The organism is Microcoleus sp. LAD1_D3 (genome assembly GCF_036702135.1).
Taxonomy (GTDB): Bacteria; Cyanobacteriota; Cyanobacteriia; order Cyanobacteriales; family Microcoleaceae; genus Microcoleus.
Genome location: NZ_JAUBSB010000012.1, coordinates 64,275 through 85,420, shown reverse-complemented (window position 1 = coordinate 85,420; position 21,146 = coordinate 64,275). Strand labels below are relative to the sequence as shown.

The 21,146-nt window shown below is 47.4% G+C and carries 16 protein-coding genes; 12 read left to right on the top strand and 4 right to left on the bottom strand.

Annotated elements, in window-relative coordinates; translation table 11 throughout:
- Positions 1 to 119 precede the first annotated feature (119 nt).
- Entirely contained in the window at positions 120 to 473 is a 354-nt protein-coding gene (locus tag QUA74_RS09670) for an STAS domain-containing protein (protein ID WP_333327435.1), read from the bottom strand.
- Between the two features lie 382 nt (positions 474 to 855).
- On the opposite strand from QUA74_RS09670, the gene QUA74_RS09665 reads away from it, so the two are divergent.
- Complete coding sequence (locus QUA74_RS09665; RefSeq protein WP_193975465.1) at positions 856 to 1,050, top strand: hypothetical protein; 195 nt, start codon at positions 856 to 858, stop codon at positions 1,048 to 1,050.
- Between the two features lie 540 nt (positions 1,051 to 1,590).
- Here QUA74_RS09665 and QUA74_RS09660 read toward each other — a convergent pair.
- On the bottom strand, positions 1,591 to 4,419 hold the full coding sequence (locus tag QUA74_RS09660; RefSeq protein WP_333327432.1) for a PAS domain S-box protein: 2,829 nt from the start codon (positions 4,417 to 4,419) through the stop codon (positions 1,591 to 1,593).
- 1,130 nt (positions 4,420 to 5,549) lie between these two features.
- Here QUA74_RS09660 and QUA74_RS09655 point away from each other — a divergent pair.
- From QUA74_RS09655 to argH, 6 genes are all read left to right on the top strand, one after another.
- Entirely contained in the window at positions 5,550 to 6,275 is a 726-nt protein-coding gene (locus QUA74_RS09655; protein WP_333327429.1) for a DUF502 domain-containing protein, read from the top strand.
- Positions 6,276 to 6,547: 272 nt separating this feature from the next.
- Positions 6,548 to 7,180, top strand: coding sequence for a transcription antitermination factor NusB (gene nusB, locus QUA74_RS09650; RefSeq protein ID WP_333327425.1), 633 nt, complete (start codon positions 6,548 to 6,550; stop codon positions 7,178 to 7,180).
- A gap of 154 nt (positions 7,181 to 7,334) precedes the next feature.
- Positions 7,335 to 9,083, top strand: coding sequence for a signal recognition particle-docking protein FtsY (gene ftsY, locus QUA74_RS09645; protein ID WP_333327422.1), 1,749 nt, complete (start codon positions 7,335 to 7,337; stop codon positions 9,081 to 9,083).
- A gap of 562 nt (positions 9,084 to 9,645) precedes the next feature.
- Positions 9,646 to 11,133 (top strand): PP2C family protein-serine/threonine phosphatase, encoded by a 1,488-nt coding sequence (locus tag QUA74_RS09640; RefSeq protein ID WP_333327419.1) that lies wholly within the window; start codon positions 9,646 to 9,648, stop codon positions 11,131 to 11,133.
- Positions 11,123 to 11,359 (top strand): hypothetical protein, encoded by a 237-nt coding sequence (locus QUA74_RS09635; protein ID WP_333327416.1) that lies wholly within the window; start codon positions 11,123 to 11,125, stop codon positions 11,357 to 11,359. Before QUA74_RS09640 ends, QUA74_RS09635 begins: the two co-directional genes overlap by 11 nt.
- A 299-nt stretch (positions 11,360 to 11,658) precedes the next feature.
- A complete protein-coding gene (argH, locus tag QUA74_RS09630) occupies positions 11,659 to 13,044 on the top strand; it encodes an argininosuccinate lyase (protein WP_333327413.1) in 1,386 nt (461 codons plus the stop codon).
- A 99-nt stretch (positions 13,045 to 13,143) separates the two neighbouring features.
- Here the strand turns inward: argH and QUA74_RS09625 are convergent, their stop codons facing one another.
- Positions 13,144 to 13,335, bottom strand: a complete 192-nt coding sequence (locus QUA74_RS09625) for a hypothetical protein (RefSeq protein ID WP_190738786.1) — start codon at positions 13,333 to 13,335, stop codon at positions 13,144 to 13,146.
- A gap of 465 nt (positions 13,336 to 13,800) precedes the next feature.
- Between QUA74_RS09625 and bcp the strand changes: the two genes are divergently transcribed.
- The 3 genes from bcp to QUA74_RS09610 all read left to right on the top strand — a co-directional run bounded on the left by bcp (position 13,801) and on the right by QUA74_RS09610 (position 15,772).
- On the top strand, positions 13,801 to 14,265 hold the full coding sequence (gene bcp, locus QUA74_RS09620; RefSeq protein ID WP_333327410.1) for a thioredoxin-dependent thiol peroxidase: 465 nt from the start codon (positions 13,801 to 13,803) through the stop codon (positions 14,263 to 14,265).
- An 86-nt stretch (positions 14,266 to 14,351) separates the two neighbouring features.
- Complete coding sequence (locus tag QUA74_RS09615; protein WP_333327407.1) at positions 14,352 to 14,807, top strand: NUDIX hydrolase; 456 nt, start codon at positions 14,352 to 14,354, stop codon at positions 14,805 to 14,807.
- Positions 14,808 to 14,965: 158 nt separating this feature from the next.
- On the top strand, positions 14,966 to 15,772 hold the full coding sequence (locus QUA74_RS09610; protein ID WP_333327405.1) for an alpha/beta hydrolase: 807 nt from the start codon (positions 14,966 to 14,968) through the stop codon (positions 15,770 to 15,772).
- A 202-nt stretch (positions 15,773 to 15,974) separates the two neighbouring features.
- On the opposite strand, the gene QUA74_RS09605 is transcribed toward QUA74_RS09610, so the two are convergent.
- Positions 15,975 to 16,877, bottom strand: coding sequence for a pantothenate kinase (locus tag QUA74_RS09605; RefSeq protein ID WP_333327402.1), 903 nt, complete (start codon positions 16,875 to 16,877; stop codon positions 15,975 to 15,977).
- Between the two features lie 315 nt (positions 16,878 to 17,192).
- Between QUA74_RS09605 and QUA74_RS09600 the strand changes: the two genes are divergently transcribed.
- Both QUA74_RS09600 and QUA74_RS09595 read left to right on the top strand, forming a co-directional pair.
- On the top strand, positions 17,193 to 19,298 hold the full coding sequence (locus QUA74_RS09600) for a GAF domain-containing protein (RefSeq protein WP_333327399.1): 2,106 nt from the start codon (positions 17,193 to 17,195) through the stop codon (positions 19,296 to 19,298).
- Between the two features lie 621 nt (positions 19,299 to 19,919).
- The coding region (locus QUA74_RS09595; RefSeq protein ID WP_333327396.1) for a Calx-beta domain-containing protein at positions 19,920 to 21,146 on the top strand (1,227 nt) is incomplete at its 3' end.

Here is a 21,146-nt window from a genome sequence, read left to right as displayed (position 1 = left end):
GCGACTCTTAAGCAGCCTACCTTAAAATCTGCCAACACGCCAACGACAGTCCTCTGTCTTTTCGGGCATTTAACCGAATTTACTGGGTTTTGTTGCTTGTTTTCGCCGAGGAGGCACCTCTACCAGTGCTGGTTTACGCAGGAGTTTTCGGCTTCAAAGCTATCGACATTTTCAAATATCTCAAACACTCGATCGAGTTGGCTGAGTTCCAGAATCATCGCAATTCCGGGGGATAGCGAGCAAATACTAAACCTGCGCCCCATTTTTTTCGCCTGCTTAAGGCCCGAAACCAATGCCATCAAACCGGCACTGTCAATAAGTTTTACTGCGCCCAAATCTACGAGTACCGCTACCACTCCGGGGGCTGCAATTGCTGTAATTAGTTGCCGTCCGAATTCTCCGGAGGTGGCTGCATTCAGATGGTCTAGGGGTCGAATCACCGTAATTGGTTTATGGGCAAGAAGTGTCTGCATATGTCAAACCTATGGTTGCTACGTATTTTCAACTACTGTGCTGGACAGGTGTAAGCCTAAACCTACTTGATAACTCTGAGGCTAACTTGCTTTGAGGGAAATCGACCAGTTTTTTCAGTAGTTTTACTGAATCTTTATTTATTGACTCTTTTTTATGAAATTTTGCGTAAGATTTGGGTAGGAAACGTAAGGTACTATACTATTTTTTATTTATGCCAGCAGGTTGAGTCTTGAGAATTCTAAAAATTGAGATCGACTATCCCCTGGCTGTTAGATAAAACTGAATAATGTAATTGAAATCACTTGTTAGTTCTGATTTAGATCACGCGCGCGATCGACTGTTCAGATAATAATTAAATTGTACGGAGTTCTCCGAGCTACTATGCAAGCAACCTATGCTATTCGTCATCTTGTAGAAAAAGCCCTCTACATTAAGCAGTTAACGCCTGACATTGAAAACGAAATCAACTACGAGCTCACCCGTTTGGGGTACATATCGGATATTGATTATGAGGCTTTAGAGTTATTAATGGATGAAATGGATGCCGGCCGGGTGCAATTGGTATCTAGTCGTTGATAGTTGGAACCTGGCCGCCTGGAAAAATCAAAGAGCGACACAAAATCCTTGCTGGGCGGGAAATAGAGGAGTGCTATAAGCATTGACCGCGGCACGGTATTTTTCAAGTGAAGCACCGATTTGCTGAACTTGATATTTGAGGATATACTGTTAAGGGCGATCTTCCCTGCACCTGTGATCGAAAGCTACAAACTTTGACTTAAATTAAATTTATAACTTTTGGGGCTTGACAAATTAGGTTTAATTGTGATTAAAACTCAGACCTAATGAACAACAGATTTTCTGAACTTGATATTTGAGGATATACTGTTAAGGGCGATCGTCCCTGCACCTCATACAATTTTAGATTTTAGATTAAAGATTTTAGATTAAAGAATCGAAGAAGTGGGACTACTGAGGATTATCGGGGTTTGGAACTTATCAACAGTTGCATTCTTTTGGGAAACTGTTACCGGATGCTACGATCGCTCGAATGCAAGAAAATTAGTTTGTAGTTAGGACATCTGTCCTCCAAGTTTGCAAACGCATTAAATCTAAAATCTAAAATCTAAAATCGTTCGATCGCGCCACCAAACTTGCCACCACCGCTACCAACTCAGCAGGCTCGATCGGCTTGGGCACGTAAATTTGAAAACCTTGTTGCAGCGCCCGTACCCGTTCATCTACCCTACCAACCGCCGTGAACGCCAACGCCGGAATTTCCCTGTCCACCATCCGCGATCGCACTTGCCGCAGCAAAGCCTCTCCATCAGGGGCCTGCATCTCAATATCGATCGCCAACACATCTGGATTCAGCCTTTCAATCGCCTCCAAGGCACCCATTCCAGAGCTAGCAGTCTCCACCTCGGCCCCGCAATCTTCGAGCACGGTACAGGCAAAATCGAGGGAATCCGCGTCGATATCTACCACCAATACCCGCACTCCAGAAAGATTGCTGCTGACAAAAGACTCCTTTACAGGGACTCGCGCCTTGCTTTGAGGAATCGCAAACTCCCCGAGTGCGGCAACAGAAAATCCGCCGTCGCAATGATGCTGTTGAATTGGCAATCTCACTAAAAACCTCGCTCCTTTTCCCTTCCCGGCCGATTCCGCTCGCACAGTCCCCCCGTGCATTTCCACAAAATGCCGCACTAGGGCCAGACCCAAACCCAATCCGTTGTACGATCGCCTTATAGAGCTGTCAGCTTGGCTGAACCGCTCGAAAACGTGCGGCAAAAACTCTTCTGAAATCCCTTGTCCCGTGTCGCTAACCTCAATTTCCACACTAGCGGGCGACAAATTTTTACAGCAAGCGGATTCCTCATGAACCAAAGTCCTCTCCATCTTTCGCACCTCCACCTTTACCTGTCCGCCATCGGGAGTAAACTTAATCGCATTCGACAGCAAATTCCAGGCTACCTGCTGCAAGCGACCAGAATCGGCAAAAATCCGCCCCACAGTTGGGTCGAAATCCGTCACCACTTCAATATTTTTTGCCCCAATCGCGGGTGCGAGAGTCTTTATCGCAGCCTCAACAGTCGAAATCACATCCACCCACCGCAAATTCAGCGACAGTTTCCCGGTAATAATCTGCGACACGTCCAACAAATCCTCGATCAGAGTTGCTAGTGATCGTGTATTGCGGTCGATCGTTTCCAGAGCCCGAACAGTCGTTTTTTCGTCAAACTTGCGGTTTCGCAGCAGTTGCGCCCATCCCAGCATCGCATTCAGCGGCGTCCGCAATTCGTGGGACAAAGTTCCCAGAAACTCGTCTTTAATCCGGTTCGCCCGCGCCAATTCCTGGGCTCGATCGTGTAGTTCTCTTTCCAACTCCTTGCCAACCGTCAAATCGAGAATAAAAGCCACAAATTCTTGACGCTTTTCCCCCAGCAAAACATATCCGATCAGCACCGGAATCCGGCTGCCGTCTTGCCTCCGGTATTCCTTTTCGTAGGGAGTGCAAACTCCCGTTGCTTGTGCCTCTGCAATCCCCTTTTCGTCGAGAGACCGGTACTCCGGCGGCGTAATGTCAATGCAGTTTAATTCCCCGCGCTGCAACTGTTCCCGTCTGTAGCCAACCATCCGCAAAAATTCGTCGTTAGCCTCCATGATGCCGCCGTTAACATCCCCGAAGATAATTCCTATCAAGTTAGCTTCGGCTAACATTTTCAGCTTTTCTTCGCTAGCTTTGAGTGCAGCTTCTGCTTGCTTGCGATCGCTAACGTCTTGGATGTAAGCCGACAAACCCGAATCGGAAGGATAAAAACGGATCTTCAACCACTTATTCCATAACGGTACGAATTCTTCATACTCGATCGTTACCTTTTCTGCTAATGCTTTGGCCGCCATTTCGTAAAACGGTAAATCGACCGCCCAGGGAAATATATCCCAAATTTTTTTTCCAATCAGTTCTGCTTTTGCTCGGCCTAACAGCTCAATAGCTTGGTAGTTGACATAGGTATAGTTCCAATTTAAATCTACCGCGATAAAAGCATCAGTAATGCTTTCGAGAATGTTAGTAATTCGATCGTTTGCCGATTGCAGCGCTTTAGCTGTTTCTTCTGCTTGCAACCTCGCTGCTTGTTCGCGGGACAAAGCGGCAGCGCGTTCTTGTTCTGCCAGTTTTCGATCGCTAATATCGATGTAAGAACCGATGTAACCTGCAAAAGTGCTATCGGGCCTGTACCGGGGTACGCCCGTACCCAAAACCCAGCGGTATTCCCCGTCATAGCGTCTCAGACGGCATTCAATCCGGTACTCGCTGCCAGCATCGAAGGCTTTTTGGTAAATATCCAGACATTCTGGCAAGTCATCTGGGTGCAAGTTTTCCATCCAACCCGTGCCCATTTCTTGCGCCAAAGTTCTACCGGTAAACTCCAGCCAAACTTTGTTAAAGTAATCGCCAAGTTGGTCAGTGTCCGACATCCAAATCATCACCGGCGCGGTATCTGCCATAATCCGAAATCGAGCTTCACTTTCCTGCTGCTGTGCTTCGGCAAGCTTGCGATCGTTCCGTTCTTGAACTTCCCGCAGGGCCCGCTGAATCGACGGCACCAGGCGCATCAAACGGCGTTTGAGAACATAATCAGTAGCGCCACTTTTCAAAGTTTCGATCGCCACTTCCTCGCCCAAAGTAGCCGAAACAAAAATAAACGGCACTCCCGGACAAGTAGTGTGGGCGATTTCCAGTGCAGCTATCCCGTTAAAACAAGGCAGCATATAATCTGCCAAAATAATGTCAAAACGTTGTTTTTCCAGCGCCGTGGCAAAGTCTTCTCGATTTTCCACACACACCAGAGAAAATTGGAGTCCGCCATCCATTAGATATGCCTCAATCAGTTCGGCATCTAGGGGACTGTCTTCTACTAAGAGGATACTGAGCGTTTTCACAAAAATTCCTTTTACTTAAATATTAATTATCGGACACCAAATTCGATCGGGCTGCGGCTGGTTAAGTGAATCCCAAAAAAGTCTTGCGTTTGAATCGCCTAAAAAAATGTAAAAATTAAGTGTTTTCCTGAGTGGAGCATTCACATCTCAATCCTAACTTCTAATCAAGTCTATTGCTGCTTGCCACGAGGTAAATTACCGCTCTGAATTGATTGGTTAGTACGCTTGTTTTTCCTTCACTTTCGTCTGCTTCCAAGGAATAAGCACGGCTGGAATCTTGCTTCTGTTCAGCAGTTTAGCTATACCCTGTCGAACAAATAGTTTCGCGCTTCTGACTAGAAACACCTAGCTATATAGTAATTTATCTCGCTTCTACTAAATACTGCTACCTCGTTTGGCAGATTATTTTTTTGTAGTGATGTCCGAGTTAATTCTATATTGCTTTGCCGCTCCTCTCAAACTCGAATTCGCGTGAATTCTGCCCTTATTTCCTGAATATCGATTAATCCTGTCAAAATAAGTCAAAGTTGCTGGTCTGTCTGCTTTACTTTTTGCCGGAGTTGCCTAACATGCCACACTTGCATGGTAGGCAACTGTTGCCTTGTTGAGCGCTGTAGACCATCAAAAAAAATATATATACTAACAAAAGTCATACTGCATCTATCCAAAGATTTATTTTTGGATAGGCACTGCACTCAACCTGCAGAGATTCCTGTGAATTCGGTAAAACGAAGTGCCACCGAGCATAAAATCTGAGAAAGCTCGATCGACCAATTAAATTCCTACACCAATCACAGAAAATTTCCCCTGGACTCGCTACACCTGGACTCCCAGGCAGCCTCTGAGCGATCGGCTTATTGATTTATCCCGCGCCAAAGTGTCTTAAAATATACAATACGGTGAGCTGCTGCACAGCCCGCATATATTAAAATCAAGCGCCAACTTGCAATAATTCTTTAAAATAGAGGTACAGCACCGGCGAGCCTTAACTCTTCCCCGTCAGAAAGGGTAGGGTTTAGCAGAATTGAAGACGATGGTCTATGGTGACTTCCAGTAAAGCCCGTGCAGTTGCTTTAGTCTCAGGTTTATTCAGGTTATTGGCAACCAGTTACGAGGAGATTTGACCCGCCGTGCTCCAACGCATCAAACAAGACTTAAAAAACGACCTGATCGCAGGTCTACTGGTAGTGATACCCTTAGCTACCACCATCTGGCTGACAATTACCGTCGCCAGTTGGGTCATCAATTTTCTCACCAAAATTCCCAAGCAGATCAACCCTTTTGACGGACTCCACCCGATTTTGGTGAATCTGCTAAATCTGTTAGTAGGGTTGGCTGTACCCCTGCTGAGCATTTTAGTCATCGGTTTAATGGCCCGCAACATTTTTGGCAAGTGGCTACTAGACTTTGGCGAACGGCTGTTGCAGGCAATTCCCCTAGCCGGTTCGGTTTACAAAACCCTCAAACAACTGCTGGGAACCATCCTCAACTCAAACGATAAATTTCGCCGCGTGGTGTTAGTGGAATATCCCCGGCGGGGAATCTGGACTTTAGCATTTGTGACCGGTACGATCGAGAGTAACGATATTCCGCCTCACCTGTCCGGCGAAACCCCCATCGGCATTTTCATCCCCACCACTCCCAACCCCACCACCGGATGGTACGCTATAGTGCCGGAAGCAGATTTAGTCAATTTGTCAATGTCGATCGAAGATGCCTTTAAAGTCATCATCTCCGGCGGCATCGTCAACCCCAACAACTCAGTTGCACTAACCCCGGAAAACACCAAGGGTAAAACACTCGAACCCTTAGTATCCGAATCAAGATACCAGGCTGTCCCCGTCGAAGAAGATTGAACCAAGACATCTTTAGTGGCCCGTAAGACCGTGTAAACTTTGCCCATAGCAGATAATATTTCGACAAAACCAGCCCAAACCGAGAAAGGCTATACTCAGAAACCCGGTTTCGAGCATAAATCTTGGGTTTGACAGCGAAGTATCTATAAACTACCCGCCACTGGCAAGTCAGACGGCTGGTCTTGTACCGCTTTTAGTCGAGTTTTCTGCTAAAGTTCAAGTCCGCGCGCGATCGAAAAACTTCCTAAATTCTCAATTCCTATCTAAAAACTATGAAAAAAGCCCGCGAAACAGCACGCGAACTCGCACTCCTCGGCATCAGCCAACTGCCGGCGAATCCAGAACTCTTAGAAGCCAAGAAACTGCAAGATGTTCTCCTCGCCGCCATCCGTACCCTGACAGCAGAAGTTCAAGAATCCCTAGAAGCAGCAGCATCTGAAGTGCAGCGGAGTAGCGACAAACTGCTTGCCAGCGAAATCCGCGCCGCCGATATACAAAGTGCTAGAGCAATGGTGCGGGAAGCAGTCGAACTCACCCAAACCGCAATCAACCGTCTCGGTTCAGCAATGGAGTTTCCAGAACTGATCCAGCTAGCCAACCAGCAAGATGTCCGCACCTATGCTTTGCAAATCCTAACCAAAGTCAGCGCCAACCGCCCTCAAATTGACGAATTGCTCTCAGAAGCCCTCGTAGACTGGCAAATAGAACGGTTGGCCCGGATCGATCGAGATATCATGAGAATCGCGATCGCCGAAATGCTATATCTCGGCTTACCCGAACAAGTCAGCGTCAACGAAGCCGTCCAACTGGCAAAACGCTACAGCGGCGACGAAGGACATCGCTTCATCAACGGAGTCCTCCGCCGAGTAGTCGATAAAATCAATGCAGAAGTTGTTAGTCCCTAGTCCTTAGTCATCAGTCCTCCGGGTGCTTGGTGGACACCTTACCCGGAGGGTGCAGGCCGGGGCGCGAACCGTACCCAGAGTCATTAGCAATCCGCAATCCGCAATTCGCAATCCGCTCTAAACTAAGGACTAATAACTATATTCCCAATTTCCTATGGTATTTAATTGGTTTCGTCGCCAGTACAGCGAAAGCAAATCTTCTGAAACAGAGGCAACCCCCGAACAGCCGCAAGATGAGTCGGCAAAATCCGCACCGGTTGAGCCTCAAACAGATGCAACAGAGCAAGGTTCTCCTGCTGTAGCGGAAGATTATCTCAATTGGGCAAAAGCTGCTTACAAAAATATTCAAAAACAGCAAAAACCCGAAACAGAAGTTTCCCAGACAGCAGCGCCCGATGTTCCAGCAGCCGAAGCAGAAATCGCGACAGTTGCAGAACCGGCGACTATTGAAGCTACCGAGCCGATCGAACTTGAACCAGCACCGACAGCACCAACTGTTGCAGAAGTTCCAGAAGTTGCAGCACCAGCAACAGTTGAAGCAACCGAGGTTTCAGAACTCGATGCAGCCAACCCAGCAGAAATTCCAGAAACTCTGCAACCCACAGCCGGGGCGATCGACACTGCACCTATAGCTCAACAATTAGAAGTTACAGCAGAAAATATAGAAATTGCCGAACCTGCAACTGAGGTTGTAGAAACCGAATCACTGGCATCCGACGGCGAAGCAGCGGAAGCCCTGCCGTTTTGGGCCAGAGCTCAGGCCGATCGCATGGATCGCATCGAACGCCTCAAAGAAACCGCAATTGAAGAACCAGAAGTAATTGCAGCCGCCGCCGAGAGAGCGGCGATTATCGAAGAAATTCCCGGTTTCGCCTTTGACGAAGGCTTCCTGTGGTCCTCAGAAATCTTAGCCAGTCAAGGCCGCCGGCCAGACCAAGTATCCGTTGAAGAAATCACTTGGCTGCAAAAACTGCGGAAAGGCTTAGAAAGAACTCGTCGCAGCTTAATTAATCGACTAAAGGCGATCGTTGGTCAAGGGCCGCTCAATCAAGACGCGGTAGCCGAAATTGAGACTTTGCTCCTGCAAGCCGATGTCGGAGTCGCAGCCACCGACATCATTATCAGTCGCCTCCAAGAAAGACTCACACAAGAAGTGCTGCCACCAGAACAGGCTCTAGCCTACCTGAAAACCATCCTGCGCGACATTCTAGACGCTCCCTGTGCCGAAACCGCCGCCGGCAATCCCGCCTACAGCCTGACATTTGCCCCGGAAAAAGAGACTTTTAACATCTGGTTAATCGTAGGAGTCAACGGTGCGGGCAAAACTACGACGATCGGCAAACTTGCCCATATTGCCCAAAAATCCGGTTACAAAACCCTGATTGCTGCTGCCGACACTTTCCGCGCCGCCGCCGTTGAACAGGTGAAAGTTTGGGGTTCCCGCAGTGGGGTCGAAATTATTGCCAACCCAGGGAAAAATACCGATCCGGCTGCTGTCGTGTTTGATGCGATCGCCGCCGCCAGCGCCCGCGGCACAGAACTGCTGATCGTAGACACCGCAGGCCGCCTGCAAAACAAAAAAAATCTGATGGACGAATTAAGTAAAATCCGTCGCATTGTAGACAAGAAAGCCCCAGGCGCTACCGTAGAATCTCTACTGGTCTTGGATGCCACACTGGGTCAAAATGGTTTGCGACAGGCAGAAGTGTTCGCAGAATCGGCAAAATTAAGTGGAGTAGTATTGACAAAACTCGACGGTTCTGCTAAAGGTGGTGTTGCCCTAGCAGTAGTGCAGCAACTGGGTCTGCCAATCCGCTTTATTGGAGTCGGGGAAAGCATCGAAGACTTGCGCCCGTTTTCTAGTTACGAATTTGTGGAAGCCCTACTCGATTTTAGATTTTAGATTTTAGATTTTAGATTGATCAGGTATCTGTGGTCGTCCCGATTTTTGGAGGCGGATACAGAGGTTCAAAATCTCAAATCCTTAACCTCAAACTACCATCGCAGGACTTGCGCCACCACGGGCGGCGAGTGAAAACTAAATACCTAGAAACAATACCTTCCCCCTGTTCTTGCTGGGTTGGGTTCAAAGCGGCCGTAGCGTATCAAATTAAGCTCAAATTTAGTATCAGTCTGCTGTCTAATTGCACAGTCTTCCCGCTGCCTCTGGCCCTCCCCTTAAGAAGGGCGACAGCAAATGGTTAAAGTCCCCGTTCTTAAGGGAAGCCGCTGCGCTCTTGGGCCCCCCCAAGTAAAGCAAGCGGCGTGGATTTGGGGGGTATCTAGACTCAGCTATAAACGAGATTTCTGAAGAATTTTAGACTTAAGTTGATACTAATGTCCTAGTGCCCAACTTACTCGATCAAACCAAACTACTTGCTCGAAAAAAAAACGGGTTTCTGTTCAAGTGGCCCGTAAGTCCTCAATCATTAACTCCGTCTAAGATCGAAAATCACAAATTTAAAATGACTGCTGTGCCTTTGCCTCGCCCCTCACCTCAACCTGCTGACCGCCCTTCGGGTCGCAATTCCACCGACGCGACGCCAGTATTTGCCCTCAAAGAACTGGTGGCGCGTTTGCACCGATATCAGCACAACGTTCAAGATATGTTGGGTTCGCTGGGATTTGCCCTGCGAAGTTTTAACAATCTCAACCAATTTTTGGAGTTGGTTCCTTTGGTGGCGACTCGCGTTACGGACGCCGACGGGGGAGCTTTAGTGCTGTTCAAACCCAACGGTCAAGTCAGGTTCCAGCAGTTGCATTGTCAGGAAGGACGGCAGTGCCAAGATATGCGAAAAGCGCTGGAAATAGCCACCAGGCAAGCTACAGCAGGTGCGGGCGCTACTGCTGGATCGTTTTCGGAAACCTCTGGGCAAACTTCTAGTCTAGACTTGCAAGTCGGTCGTTATTTGGGCCCGGATGTTCATTTGTTTGGGGCGCCAATTTTAGTCAACAATTTGGAACGCGGGCGGCTTTATGTTTTTAGCAGTGATCCGCAATATCTCTGGACTCCCAGCAGACAGAAATTAGTTCGGTTGGTGGCGGATCAAACCGCCGTGGCTATTTGCAAAGACGAACTTACTGTTAAGTTGGCAGAAAAAGACCGTTTAGACAGAGAGTTAGAAATCGGGGCGGAAATTCAATTGCGGCTGCAACCCCGTAGTTGTCCGAAAATTCCCGGCCTTGACGTGGCCGCCCGCTGCCAAACTGCTAGCAGAGTCGGCGGAGATTATTATGATTTTATTCCCGCTGACTATGACCCGATTGGCAAGGAGAATGAGGGGGAAAACCCCCCCTCCCTAATGAAAAATCTCAAGTCCAAAATCGACAAGGGCCGCTGGAGCATTGTGATCGGCGACGTGATGGGCAAGGGAGTACCGGCTGGCCTGTTGATGACGATGACACGGGGTATGCTGCGGGCGGAGGTGTTGAACCGCCACTCGCCGTCGAGAATTTTGCAACATTTAAACAGGGTTATGCACGCGGATTTGGAAAATTCCCACCGTTTTGTGACTCTGTTTTATTCGGAGTATGACCCGAAAACTCGCGTTTTGTCTTACAGCAATGCAGCTCACCACCCGCCTTTGCTGTGGCAAGCTGCAACTAATTCGATTGTTCAGCTCGATACTTTGGAGGGAATGTTAATTGGCCTGGATGCTGATTCGCATTACCAAGAAGCCCAAGTGCAATTGCAGCCAGGAGATACTATTATTTATTACACAGACGGATTTACCGATGCTTCTAATCAAAGGGGCGATCGGTTTGATGAGGATAACTTGACCTCGGCTTTTCAGTGGGCCTGTCAAAATTATCAGCAGTCTGAAGAAATTTTGGATTATTTGTTCGATCGCGTACACCAGTTTATCGGCATCGGCAATCGTAACGAAGATGACATGACACTGGTTGTACTTAGGGTAACACCTTTAGCAGGAGAAAATCACCATGATAGTTAATTTAATGCCGGAAATTACTGCTGGATTAACCAGTTCGATTACTTGGAACGATGTCGCTCACGTGGTAGTTTTGAAATCTCATTTGAGTACGGTGCTTTTGGGTCAAAGTTACGACATTTTTACTAATTTCCAGAAAGCTTGGAACAATTTTGTTTCGACTGGTCAAATAGGAGCTTTTTTTATAGGTATTTTTGTTGGCTGGTTCTTTAAAGGAATTTTTCGTTAGAGTTATTGTCGCAGAAGCTATCGGAAAGAAATTTAAGATTCAAAAGGTTTGTCGCTAACCAAAACTTCACTTCTTTCTGAGGCAGCAAAAGTTTCACAATTTTGTAGTCCAGACTTCAGTTTTTTCTAGTCAAAAGATGTATAAAAAGTTTGTAGTCAGGACTTGAGTTTTTTCTTGCCAAATTTGGGATGGAGGAATAAAGTCTTTGCTACAAACCGGAGGAAGGACTAAAGTCTTTGCTACAAATCGGTTTTTATAGACTTCTGCAACAGAGATATAATCTAGTTTTAGCTTGAGCAATGACAACACAACAAAAAACTTGGAGTCAAAGATTTGAATCGGCGCTGCACCCGGCGATCGCCCGATTCAATGCTAGTATTGGCTTCGATATTGAATTGATTGAGTATGACTTGACGGGTTCTGTCGCTCACGCTAAAATGCTGGCCAAAACGGGGATTATTTCCGCAGCAGAAGGCGAACAGTTAGTCAATGGTTTGGAACAGATCCGCCGCGAATACCGCCAAGGACTTTTTGTTCCGGGAGTTGATGCAGAAGACGTTCACTTCGCAGTAGAGAAGCGGCTGACGGAGATTGTGGGTGATGCTGGGAAAAAGTTGCACACGGCCCGATCGCGCAACGATCAAGCCGGCACTGATACTCGCTTGTATTTGCGCGATCGCATAGCAGAAATTCGCGAGCAATTGCGGGAATTTCAAGGGGTTTTGCTCGATCTTGCCGATCGTAACGTGGAAACTTTAATCCCCGGTTACACGCACTTGCAGCGCGCTCAGCCGATCAGTTTGGCTCATTACCTGTTAGCTTATTTTGAAATGACCGATCGCGATTGGGAACGTCTCGGCGATATCTGCAAGCGGGTGAATGTTTCGCCCTTGGGTTGTGGCGCGCTGGCGGGGACGACTTTCCCGATCGACCGACATTATACGGCAGAACTCTTGCAATTTGACAATGTTTATGCTAATAGCTTAGATGGAGTTAGCGATCGAGATTTTGCGATCGAATTTCTCGCCGCCGCGAGCTTGATTATGGTACACCTGAGCCGCTTGTCAGAAGAAATGATTTTGTGGTCTTCTCACGAATTTGGATTTATTACGCTCAAAGATAGCTGCGCTACGGGATCTAGCATCATGCCCCAGAAAAAAAATCCCGACGTGCCGGAGTTGGTGCGGGGCAAAGCGGGGCGGGTGTTCGGTAACTTGCAAGCCTTGTTGGTAGTAGTGAAGGGACTTCCTTTGGCCTACAACAAAGATTTGCAAGAAGATAAAGAGGCTTTGTTTGATACCGTCAGAACGGTACAGGGTTGCTTGGAAGCAATGACAATTTTGTTGCGCGAAGGAATCGAGTTTAATGGCGATCGCCTCGCCGCGGCAGTTACGGAAGACTTTTCTAACGCTACAGACGTAGCAGACTACTTGGCCACCAAAGGCGTTCCCTTCCGGGAAGCTTACAATCTTGTCGGCAAAGTTGTCAAAACTTGCCTTTCGAGGGGCAAACTCCTCAAAGATTTGACACTTGAGGAGTGGAAAGACTTGCACCCAGCCTTTGAGACAGACATTTACAGCGCGATCGCACCTCAGCAAGTGGTGGCGGCTCGCAATAGTTACGGGGGTACCGGGTTTGAACAAGTGAGAAAATCACTTATCGCTGCGCGCGATCGACTCGCCTAAACATCGTTGAATTATTGGACAAATTCCGGCTGGCTATCTCTACGAAAGAACGATCGTGTTTTCCACTCTGGTTCTAACTTCGGCAGATAGCCTCAGCACTTAATCTTCAGCAGCAGCCATATCTTTGTCTCTGCCGCCGCCACTCATGGCGCCCATGCCACCGCCGTTGCCGCCGTCAAATCGTCTTCTCTTGTTGGAGAACATATCTTGATTTCTCCGCTTGCGAAACTTGCGAGCGTATGCTTGATTTCGTTGTGCCTTCTCTTTCTTGAGATTGCGGCGCTTAGCCATTCTGACCTCACTAATAAACATTGACAGTCCCCGGGCTTTCACGCCCGCGGATTCTTAAGTTTGACACTCTGTGCACTCTTGGTGACTAAGATTCTTGGTTCACCGAAGCCACTTACTGGAGACAGGATTGCTCCCGCCCAAGTATAGGTGTCCTCTCCCCAAGCGTAAATTCCGGTATGCCATACCGTACTCGATCACTTCTCTTTATGTAGTTAGGTTTTCTTCAAATTTAGCTTTCCTAAACCGCAACACCGTTAGGTGTGACTACGTACTCAACTAATCCAGTTAAGTTTTTACGTTGTCTAGTTATACTCAATTTTAGACCGATGACGATCATAGCACACACGGTACAAGACCCAGAAAAAAGAACACCGGGATTCAAGTCGCTGGCAATGCGGGCCCGATGGGACGCAATGTTTTCGCTCTTGTCGAATATTTCTATAAACTATTGACAAAATACGACAAATGACGATTTATCCCGGTGACGTAGCTCCTGTCTTCAGCCTGCCCGACGCGCAAGGCAATGTCGTCAGCCTTGCAGATTTTCGAGGGCGGCGAGTTGTACTTTACTTTTATCCTCGGGACAATACCCCAGGCTGTACCAAAGAAGCTTGCGGCTTTCGCGATATTCACTCAGACTACGAGTCGCGCAATATTTCAGTCCTGGGCGTCAGCACAGACGGGGCCCGGTCCCACGCCAAGTTTGCAGCTAAATATCAACTGCCTTTTCCCTTGCTGTGCGACTCAAACGCCGAAGTTGCTACCGCCTACGGCTGTTACGGACTCAAAAAATTTATGGGAAAAGAATTTATGGGAATTACTCGATCAACCTTCGCGATCGACCCTGATGGTAGGATTGAAAAGGTTTATCGGAAAGTCAAACCAGAAACTCACGCGGCGGAAATCCTAGCAGACTTGCCAGACCTCTAGCGTGAATCAAAAATTAAAAATTAAGACTCCGGAGCTGCAAGCTAGGAGGCCTGAAATTACTATATCCTAAACAAGCTTTTGAGTTTATGCGTCGATTGTGGCAAATTGTACAAACTGTGCTGGGACTGATTTTTCGACATCCCGTGACTGGTACTGCGGTGATTCCTGTATTGCCTGACGGGCGAATTGTGTTAATTCGCCGCCGCGACAACGGTCGCTGGGCACTGCCTGGAGGTATGGTGGATTGGGGAGAGGATATTCCGACAACTGTGCGGCGGGAATTAGCAGAGGAAACAGGACTCGATTTAGTCAAAATCCGCCGCTTGGTGGGTGTTTATTCGGCTGCTGATCGAGACCCTCGCCTACACTCGATTTGTATCGTGGTCGCTGCAGAGGTGCAGGGCAATATGCAAGTTCAGGATACGCTTGAAGTCAGCGAGGTTCAGGCTTTTTTGCCCGAATCACTGCCCGAGGGCGCCCTCAGCCACGATAACGACCAACACTTACAGGACTATTTTCAAGGCCTGACAACTTTGGCGTAAATCGGCGGGGCATCCAAATTTGAGAAAAGTCGGAAATTACCTCGCCGTCAAAAATTGTCTGTGATGACTGTGAAATTAATTTTTAATGTTTTCCTACTTTAATTCACAATCTCTGAAGATTAAATTAATCATCTTTTTATTACTAAATATTTAACCGGATGTACTCACCGCTACGCAATTCTCGGGTAAAACTCTCTGTAGGGCAAATCTTCTGGCACGAAGTCGGTCAAGGCCCGAATTTAGTATTTTTGCACGGTTCTTGGCAGGACAGCAGTCAGTGGCTGAGGACGATCGAACATTTGATCCCCTACTACCACTGCTTCGCACCGGATTTGCTGGGGTTTGGCGACTCGGAACGCCGGAATCTTCATTATTCGATCGACCTGGAAGTAGAATGTCTCGCCCAATACCTCGATACTTTGAAGTTGCGAGAGGTTTATTTAATCGCTCACTCTCTGGGGGGTTGGGTGGCCACCAGCTATGCTATCAAATATCCCGATCGAGTTCAAGGTTTGGTTTTGTTGGCCCCAGAAGGCGTCAAGGTTGGCAACCGGCGGGGGCGGTGGCAGACGGCTAGCTGGCTAATTGGCCAACCACCCCTCGCTTTTTGGTTGTTGCGATCGATCTATCCAATTGCTAAGTTGCTGGGTAGTCAAAACAAGATTGACGGACTGCTAAATTTCAGACAGCAGTTGATTCACTCCCCAGTTGCGGTGCAGTTGCTGTTCCGGCGGCGGCGGGCTGAAATTACAGCGGAGTTAGTTGATGAGAATTTGCCTTTGCTGAAAGCGCCTGTTTTGCTGTTGCACGGTTCTGAAGATACCCCTGCAGCTTCGTCTCTGTGTCAATCATATGCTGCTCTAGCTCCTAATGCCGAACTGCAATTGGTTAGTCCAGGGGAAAGCAATTTGCCACAGGAAGTCCCGGATGTTGTTGCTAAGTATATTCGCGAGTTTGCTAAGTGAATTGGTAATTGGTAAGGAAGAAGAAAGAGGGCAGAAGGAAGAATAATTGGGAGCATCTCACTTTTGCAGCCCAGCTAGAAATTGGAGTTTTGAGACCGAAGGAAAGACGAAGAAGGAAGGAGCTAGAAGAAGTGTTTTTACAAATATGAGAGGCTCCTGAATAATTCCCCATTACCAATCCCCATAACTCATAACTCATAACTCATAACTCATAACTAATTCCCCAAAAAATAGCCTCTGGTGCGTCAATTAAGTCGGCTGCTGTATCAGGAAAGGCTGCGGTGAGGTATTTTAAAAGCATAGCGCGATCGCCCCCCGTGACCGCAATTTTGCTATCAGGAAACAAACACCGCCAATCTTCAATAAAATCCCTAACTCCTGCCACCGTCGCATACACAACTCCGCTTTGAATTGCCCCAGCAGTGTCTTGCGCCCAGCGGTGCGGCAAATTTTGTGGTAAACTGATTAAAGGCAATGCAGCAGTTTTTTTACCTAGCGACGATAACTGCAAACCCAAACCTGGTAAGATTGCGCCCCCAACTAAATACCTATTGACATCAGCCCCAGTAAATGTTAAAGCTGTACCAGCATCTATAAGTAAAACTGGCCAACCCAATTGGTTGCCAGCGCCCAGTACAGCCAAAGCTCTGTCAATTCCCAGGGTAGGATAGAGTCCCCCGATCGGCAACTGGTCTAAAGTAATAATTCGGACATCAGGATAACTCTGCCAAATTGCTGTTTGCTGGGTAACTACTGAGGCCAAAATTAGAGGCAGTGGCACTAAAGAAAGTGTGTGAGGATTAGAAAAAGCGGGAGTAGCAGGAAGACAAAGGAGATTTTGAGAAGATACTTCCTCGATCGACCTCATTACTGTTTGCACCAAATATTCGGCCTTTTCCTGCTCGGAGAGCGGGGAAACAGTATCAGCATTGAGATGCTGTGTATCCCATGTTTTCTCCAGGGTTTTGCCCACAAATAATCCCCAGTGCAGCCGGGAATTGCCGATCGCCAAAGCTATTTTAATCTGGGCTTTACCTGTCAATCCAGAAGTCATGTTGTCGCTGCTTACTGGCGAACTAAAATTGTCGGTAATTGAGTTTTCCATGTTGATCGAGCGCGCGCAAACATTGAACTAAAGATAGATTTTAGATTAATTTTGTTCGCTTAACCGGGCCGTTAACTCTATTTGACATCTGACCAAGTTCCATGGGGCGCGCCAATTAGTATTCTCCCCTGCCGAGCGCATACTTGATAAATATAAATATTTGTAAAGCAAATAATTGCTTTGCTCAGGCTGCATCCTTTATAATGTCTTAAGATATTCCAAAAGTCCTGGTAGCTGCGATGGGGCTGTTGGCGGGGTAAGCATAGGTTTAAAAAACCAGACTCAATCAAAATACTGTACAACTCCTGAGTAAATATGTCTTTAAAAATACAAGAACACGAAAACCCCTGGCAAAGAGTAACTTCGCGGTTGCCTGAATCTGAAAACTGGAGGCAGGAAGAAAGTCTTTCGCTGCCGGAAGTAGACCAACAAAAAGCCCTAATCGTGCAGATGCAGCAGCAAGTTCAGTTATCAAACTTGCTGAACCAAATTAATAACGAAATTCGCAGTACACTTGACATAGAAGAAATTTTGACATCGGCCTGCAGATTGCTGGGGCAAGCATTACAGTGCAGCCGCGTGAGCATTTTAGTCAAAGAATCAAATACAGAAAAAACTTTAGTTACGCGCGGAGAGTACAACGCGGGGGACTATCCGATCCAACTGGGAATGAAAGTACCGATGACTGACAACCCGCATTTGGCTGCAGTCGTGTCTCAACAAGATTCCCTAGCAGTGACGAAGTTTCTCGATTTTCCGGGATTGAACCCACAAACCCGAAAAATTGCCGAAGCTTTGGAGATTAAGTCAATGCTGGCAGTAGCTACTCGCTATCAAGGTGAAGTGAATGGCATAATTGGCTTGCATCAGTGCGATCGCGAACGGGAATGGACTGATTGGGAAAGACAGCTTTTAGAAGGGGTAGGATCGCAATTGGCGATCGCAATCAATCAAGCCAAACTCTATAGCAAAACCAGGCGCCAAGCCGAACGAGAATCGCTGCTGCGGCTGATCGGCAACCAAATTCGCAGTACCCTCGATCTGGAAACTATCCTACAAACAGCGGTGAGGGAAGTCCGCCAAATGTTGCAGTGCGATCGAGTAATCATTTATCAGTTTCAAGACAACTGGCAAGGAAAAGTTGTTGTTGAAGATATGGTGATCCCTTGGCCTTCAATTTTAGGAGATATGGGGGCGGATAAGTGTTTCCGGGGAGATTACGCCGATCTTTACCAGCAAGGGCGAGTCAAAGCCATTAATGATATTTTTAATGCTGGTTTAGAGCCTTGTCACGTTGATTTCTTAGACCGTTTGCAGGTAAAAGCTAATCTGATCGTGCCGATTGTTACATCGAGAACTGAAGAAAGTTCCCCCGAAACAGCGGCAAGCTATAATCCTAAATTTCCCGGTAGGCTGTGGGGTTTGCTGATTGCTCACGAGTGCCGGGATACCCGCAATTGGCAGTGGCAAGAAATGGAGTTGCTCTCCCAGATAGCCAACCAAATGGCGATCGCCATTCAGCAAGCAGAACTTTACAGCCAAGTCCAAGATGCTGCGGTAAAATCTCAAGCTCAAACCCAGCAGTTGCAGGCTGCGTTAGAAGAATTGCGATCGGCGCAACAGCAATTGATTCAAAGCGAAAAAATGTCAGGTTTGGGGCAAATGGTAGCGGGAATTGCTCACGAAATTAACAACGCCAACAATTTCATCCACGCTAACTTGTTTCACGCTCAAGAATATTTTAAAGCCTTGAACGAAGCTCTAGAACAGGTCGGGAATGCCTGCCCCGAAGCAGCAGAAGCAATTGTCAGAATCAATGAAGAACTAGAACTCGATTACATTCGAGAAGACTTTGGTAAACTGCTCAATTCAATGCGGGAAGGAAGCGGGAGGATTCGCTCGATCGTGATGACGCTGCGAAATTTTTCTCGTTTAGACCACGCTGAATTAAAACCAGTAGATTTGAATGAAGGTTTAGAAAGCAGTTTCTTGATGCTGCAAAATAAGCTAAAAACCCATATCAAAATAGACAAGCAATACGGCAGTTTGCCGCCAGTAAAATGTCATGCCAGTCAAATCAACCAAGTATTTTATAATTTGATTGACAATGCTTTAGATGCGCTCCAGTCAACGAGCAAACCGGGGGAATTAACCATCCGCAGTTGGCAAAGCGAGCCGGACTGGGTAACAATCTCTGTCCGCGACACCGGAACTGGAATTCCTGCAGAAATTCAAGACAAGATTTTTGACCCATTTTTTACTACTAAACCTGTGGGAAAAGGCACTGGTTTGGGACTTTCAGTGTGCTATCAGGTAATTGTTCAAGCTCACGGTGGCAAGCTGAGCTGCGTCAGTCAGGTGGGCGAAGGAACTGAGTTTATTGTAGAGTTGCCGCTGACAAATCAGAGGGTAAGTGCATAATTCCTGCTTTAGTCAGATTAACCCTGTTTTGTCACTCGGGCAGTAGTATAGAACCCATTTGACATCTTGTAGCGATCGTCAATCACATTACGGATCACCAATAAACTTGGTTTTTTACCGATCGCTTTTTTAATGGCATCAGATTTAACTTACGCCCGAACCTCAATTTTTAGAAATTCCCAACAGGGTGATGCTTAGACATCTAAAGTTCTGAGTATTTTTACTCATAAGTGTCTCTCCTGATTCACTTTTGTCCGCTGAATCACTGAAAGCTGCCTCTTGGGGGGCCCGGAATGTGGGATTTAAGCTCTCCTCTACAGATGTGGAAAACCCGCTTTTTATAGGGCTGAAAAAAAGATCGCACTTTTTCCGGATAAAACTTATTGATGATGAAAGTTAAACATCTCTATGTAAATAGGTCTAAGTAGGTGTAATTATTTACACTCAACATTCGATCGGGGGCAATAATGCTTTCAGATGCTTATGGGGCAAGCATTTTTACTTGATTTACCTGCAGGTATGAGGAAATTTTTCTTGCAGTGACCGATCGCTACAAGAAAGCCCAACCTCTCGTTTTCAGTCACTTCTAATCCTTAATTACTCATCATTAACACATAAGCTATGGCTACTTCAATCACTGGTTCTTTGGGTCAAGACACTAATTACAGCAGCATTAGTGACCTGATCGCACAATGGCCTACTGCCGCCCAGAATCAAGGCATCCAACTGTCTGGGATAGCTTTTGATGGCTTTGAAACGAACTACACTAACCCTACTCCCATCAGCAACCTCACGTTAGCAACGAACGAAACCCCTAAAAGCGGGTTGAGCTACGGCGGTACCGGTGGTATTGGTGTCCTAGGCTCTTATAGTGGTTGGTTTACCGATGTCAATAAATTGCGGGCGGAAATCAACTATGACCCCAACACCAATCTATCTCAAGCGCTGAAGGTGAAATGGGCAGATAACAAAGACATCACTAGCGCCACGATCGGCCTCAGTGGATTACTTCCCAAATCAAGTTCTACAGTGAACGATCAAGGCAATGAAGTTGGTTTGCTGAAACTCTTTAATAATGGGACGGAGGTATCGGCCAGCAATTTTACGATCGCTCGCCTCACCCCTCCTACCCCTGAAAAACCGATCGGTGTGTCTTCAGATGGAGTGACTTTCATTGGCGATAGTGCCGATGGCAATTTCACATTCCAGATACAAGCAAATTCCACTAGCGTTGCTTTTGACGAACTGCGGTTCTCCGCCAAAGCCTACGATAGCCCCACCCCTGCCTACGCCACTAGCACCTCCCCCAAAAGCGATAGTTCCGACTACCTAGTGCGGAGTATTCAATATCAAGGCATTGATGTGACGCCGACTCCGACGCCGACACCAACGCCGACGCCGACGCCAACTCCGGCGCCGACGCCGACATCTCCAAGTATCTTCCAGTTCGCCCAACCAAATTACACGGTGGCTGAAGGCGGCGTGGCGACGATTAACGTTACTCGCACCGGTGGCACCGAGGCTGGATCGATTAACTACGCTACTCTTGACGGTTCGGCAAGTTCAACAGGCAGTGCACCGGATTACACTGGAACGGCGGCGGGGGTGTTGAATTTTGCTGCGGGGGTAACTACCGCTAGTTTCACCGTGACGGCTTTGAGTGATTTGATTTTGGAATCGCCGGAAACGGTGAATTTGGTGCTCTTCGGTGGCAATGTCGGCAGTAGTCCGTCAATTTTGACGATTAATGATGTGCCGCCGACTCCGGGGACAACTCCGGCGCCGACGCCGACATCTCCAAGTATCTTCCAGTTCGCCCAACCAAATTACACGGTGGCTGAAGGCGGC

Bases quoted from the DNA above. Each gene is read 5' to 3' on its own strand.
- bcp (WP_333327410.1), top strand. From the start codon at position 13,801: ATGACGATTTATCCCGGTGACGTAGCTCCTGTCTTCAGCCTGCCCGAC.
- QUA74_RS09600 (WP_333327399.1), top strand. From the start codon at position 17,193: ATGTCTTTAAAAATACAAGAACACGAAAACCCCTGGCAAAGAGTAACT.
- ftsY (WP_333327422.1), top strand. From the start codon at position 7,335: ATGGTATTTAATTGGTTTCGTCGCCAGTACAGCGAAAGCAAATCTTCT.
- QUA74_RS09615 (WP_333327407.1), top strand. From the start codon at position 14,352: ATGCGTCGATTGTGGCAAATTGTACAAACTGTGCTGGGACTGATTTTT.
- QUA74_RS09640 (WP_333327419.1), top strand. From the start codon at position 9,646: ATGACTGCTGTGCCTTTGCCTCGCCCCTCACCTCAACCTGCTGACCGC.
- QUA74_RS09605 (WP_333327402.1), bottom strand. From the start codon at position 16,877: ATGGAAAACTCAATTACCGACAATTTTAGTTCGCCAGTAAGCAGCGAC.
- QUA74_RS09610 (WP_333327405.1), top strand. From the start codon at position 14,966: ATGTACTCACCGCTACGCAATTCTCGGGTAAAACTCTCTGTAGGGCAA.
- QUA74_RS09665 (WP_193975465.1), top strand. From the start codon at position 856: ATGCAAGCAACCTATGCTATTCGTCATCTTGTAGAAAAAGCCCTCTAC.
- QUA74_RS09625 (WP_190738786.1), bottom strand. From the start codon at position 13,335: ATGGCTAAGCGCCGCAATCTCAAGAAAGAGAAGGCACAACGAAATCAA.
- QUA74_RS09670 (WP_333327435.1), bottom strand. From the start codon at position 473: ATGCAGACACTTCTTGCCCATAAACCAATTACGGTGATTCGACCCCTA.
- nusB (WP_333327425.1), top strand. From the start codon at position 6,548: ATGAAAAAAGCCCGCGAAACAGCACGCGAACTCGCACTCCTCGGCATC.
- argH (WP_333327413.1), top strand. From the start codon at position 11,659: ATGACAACACAACAAAAAACTTGGAGTCAAAGATTTGAATCGGCGCTG.
- QUA74_RS09635 (WP_333327416.1), top strand. From the start codon at position 11,123: ATGATAGTTAATTTAATGCCGGAAATTACTGCTGGATTAACCAGTTCG.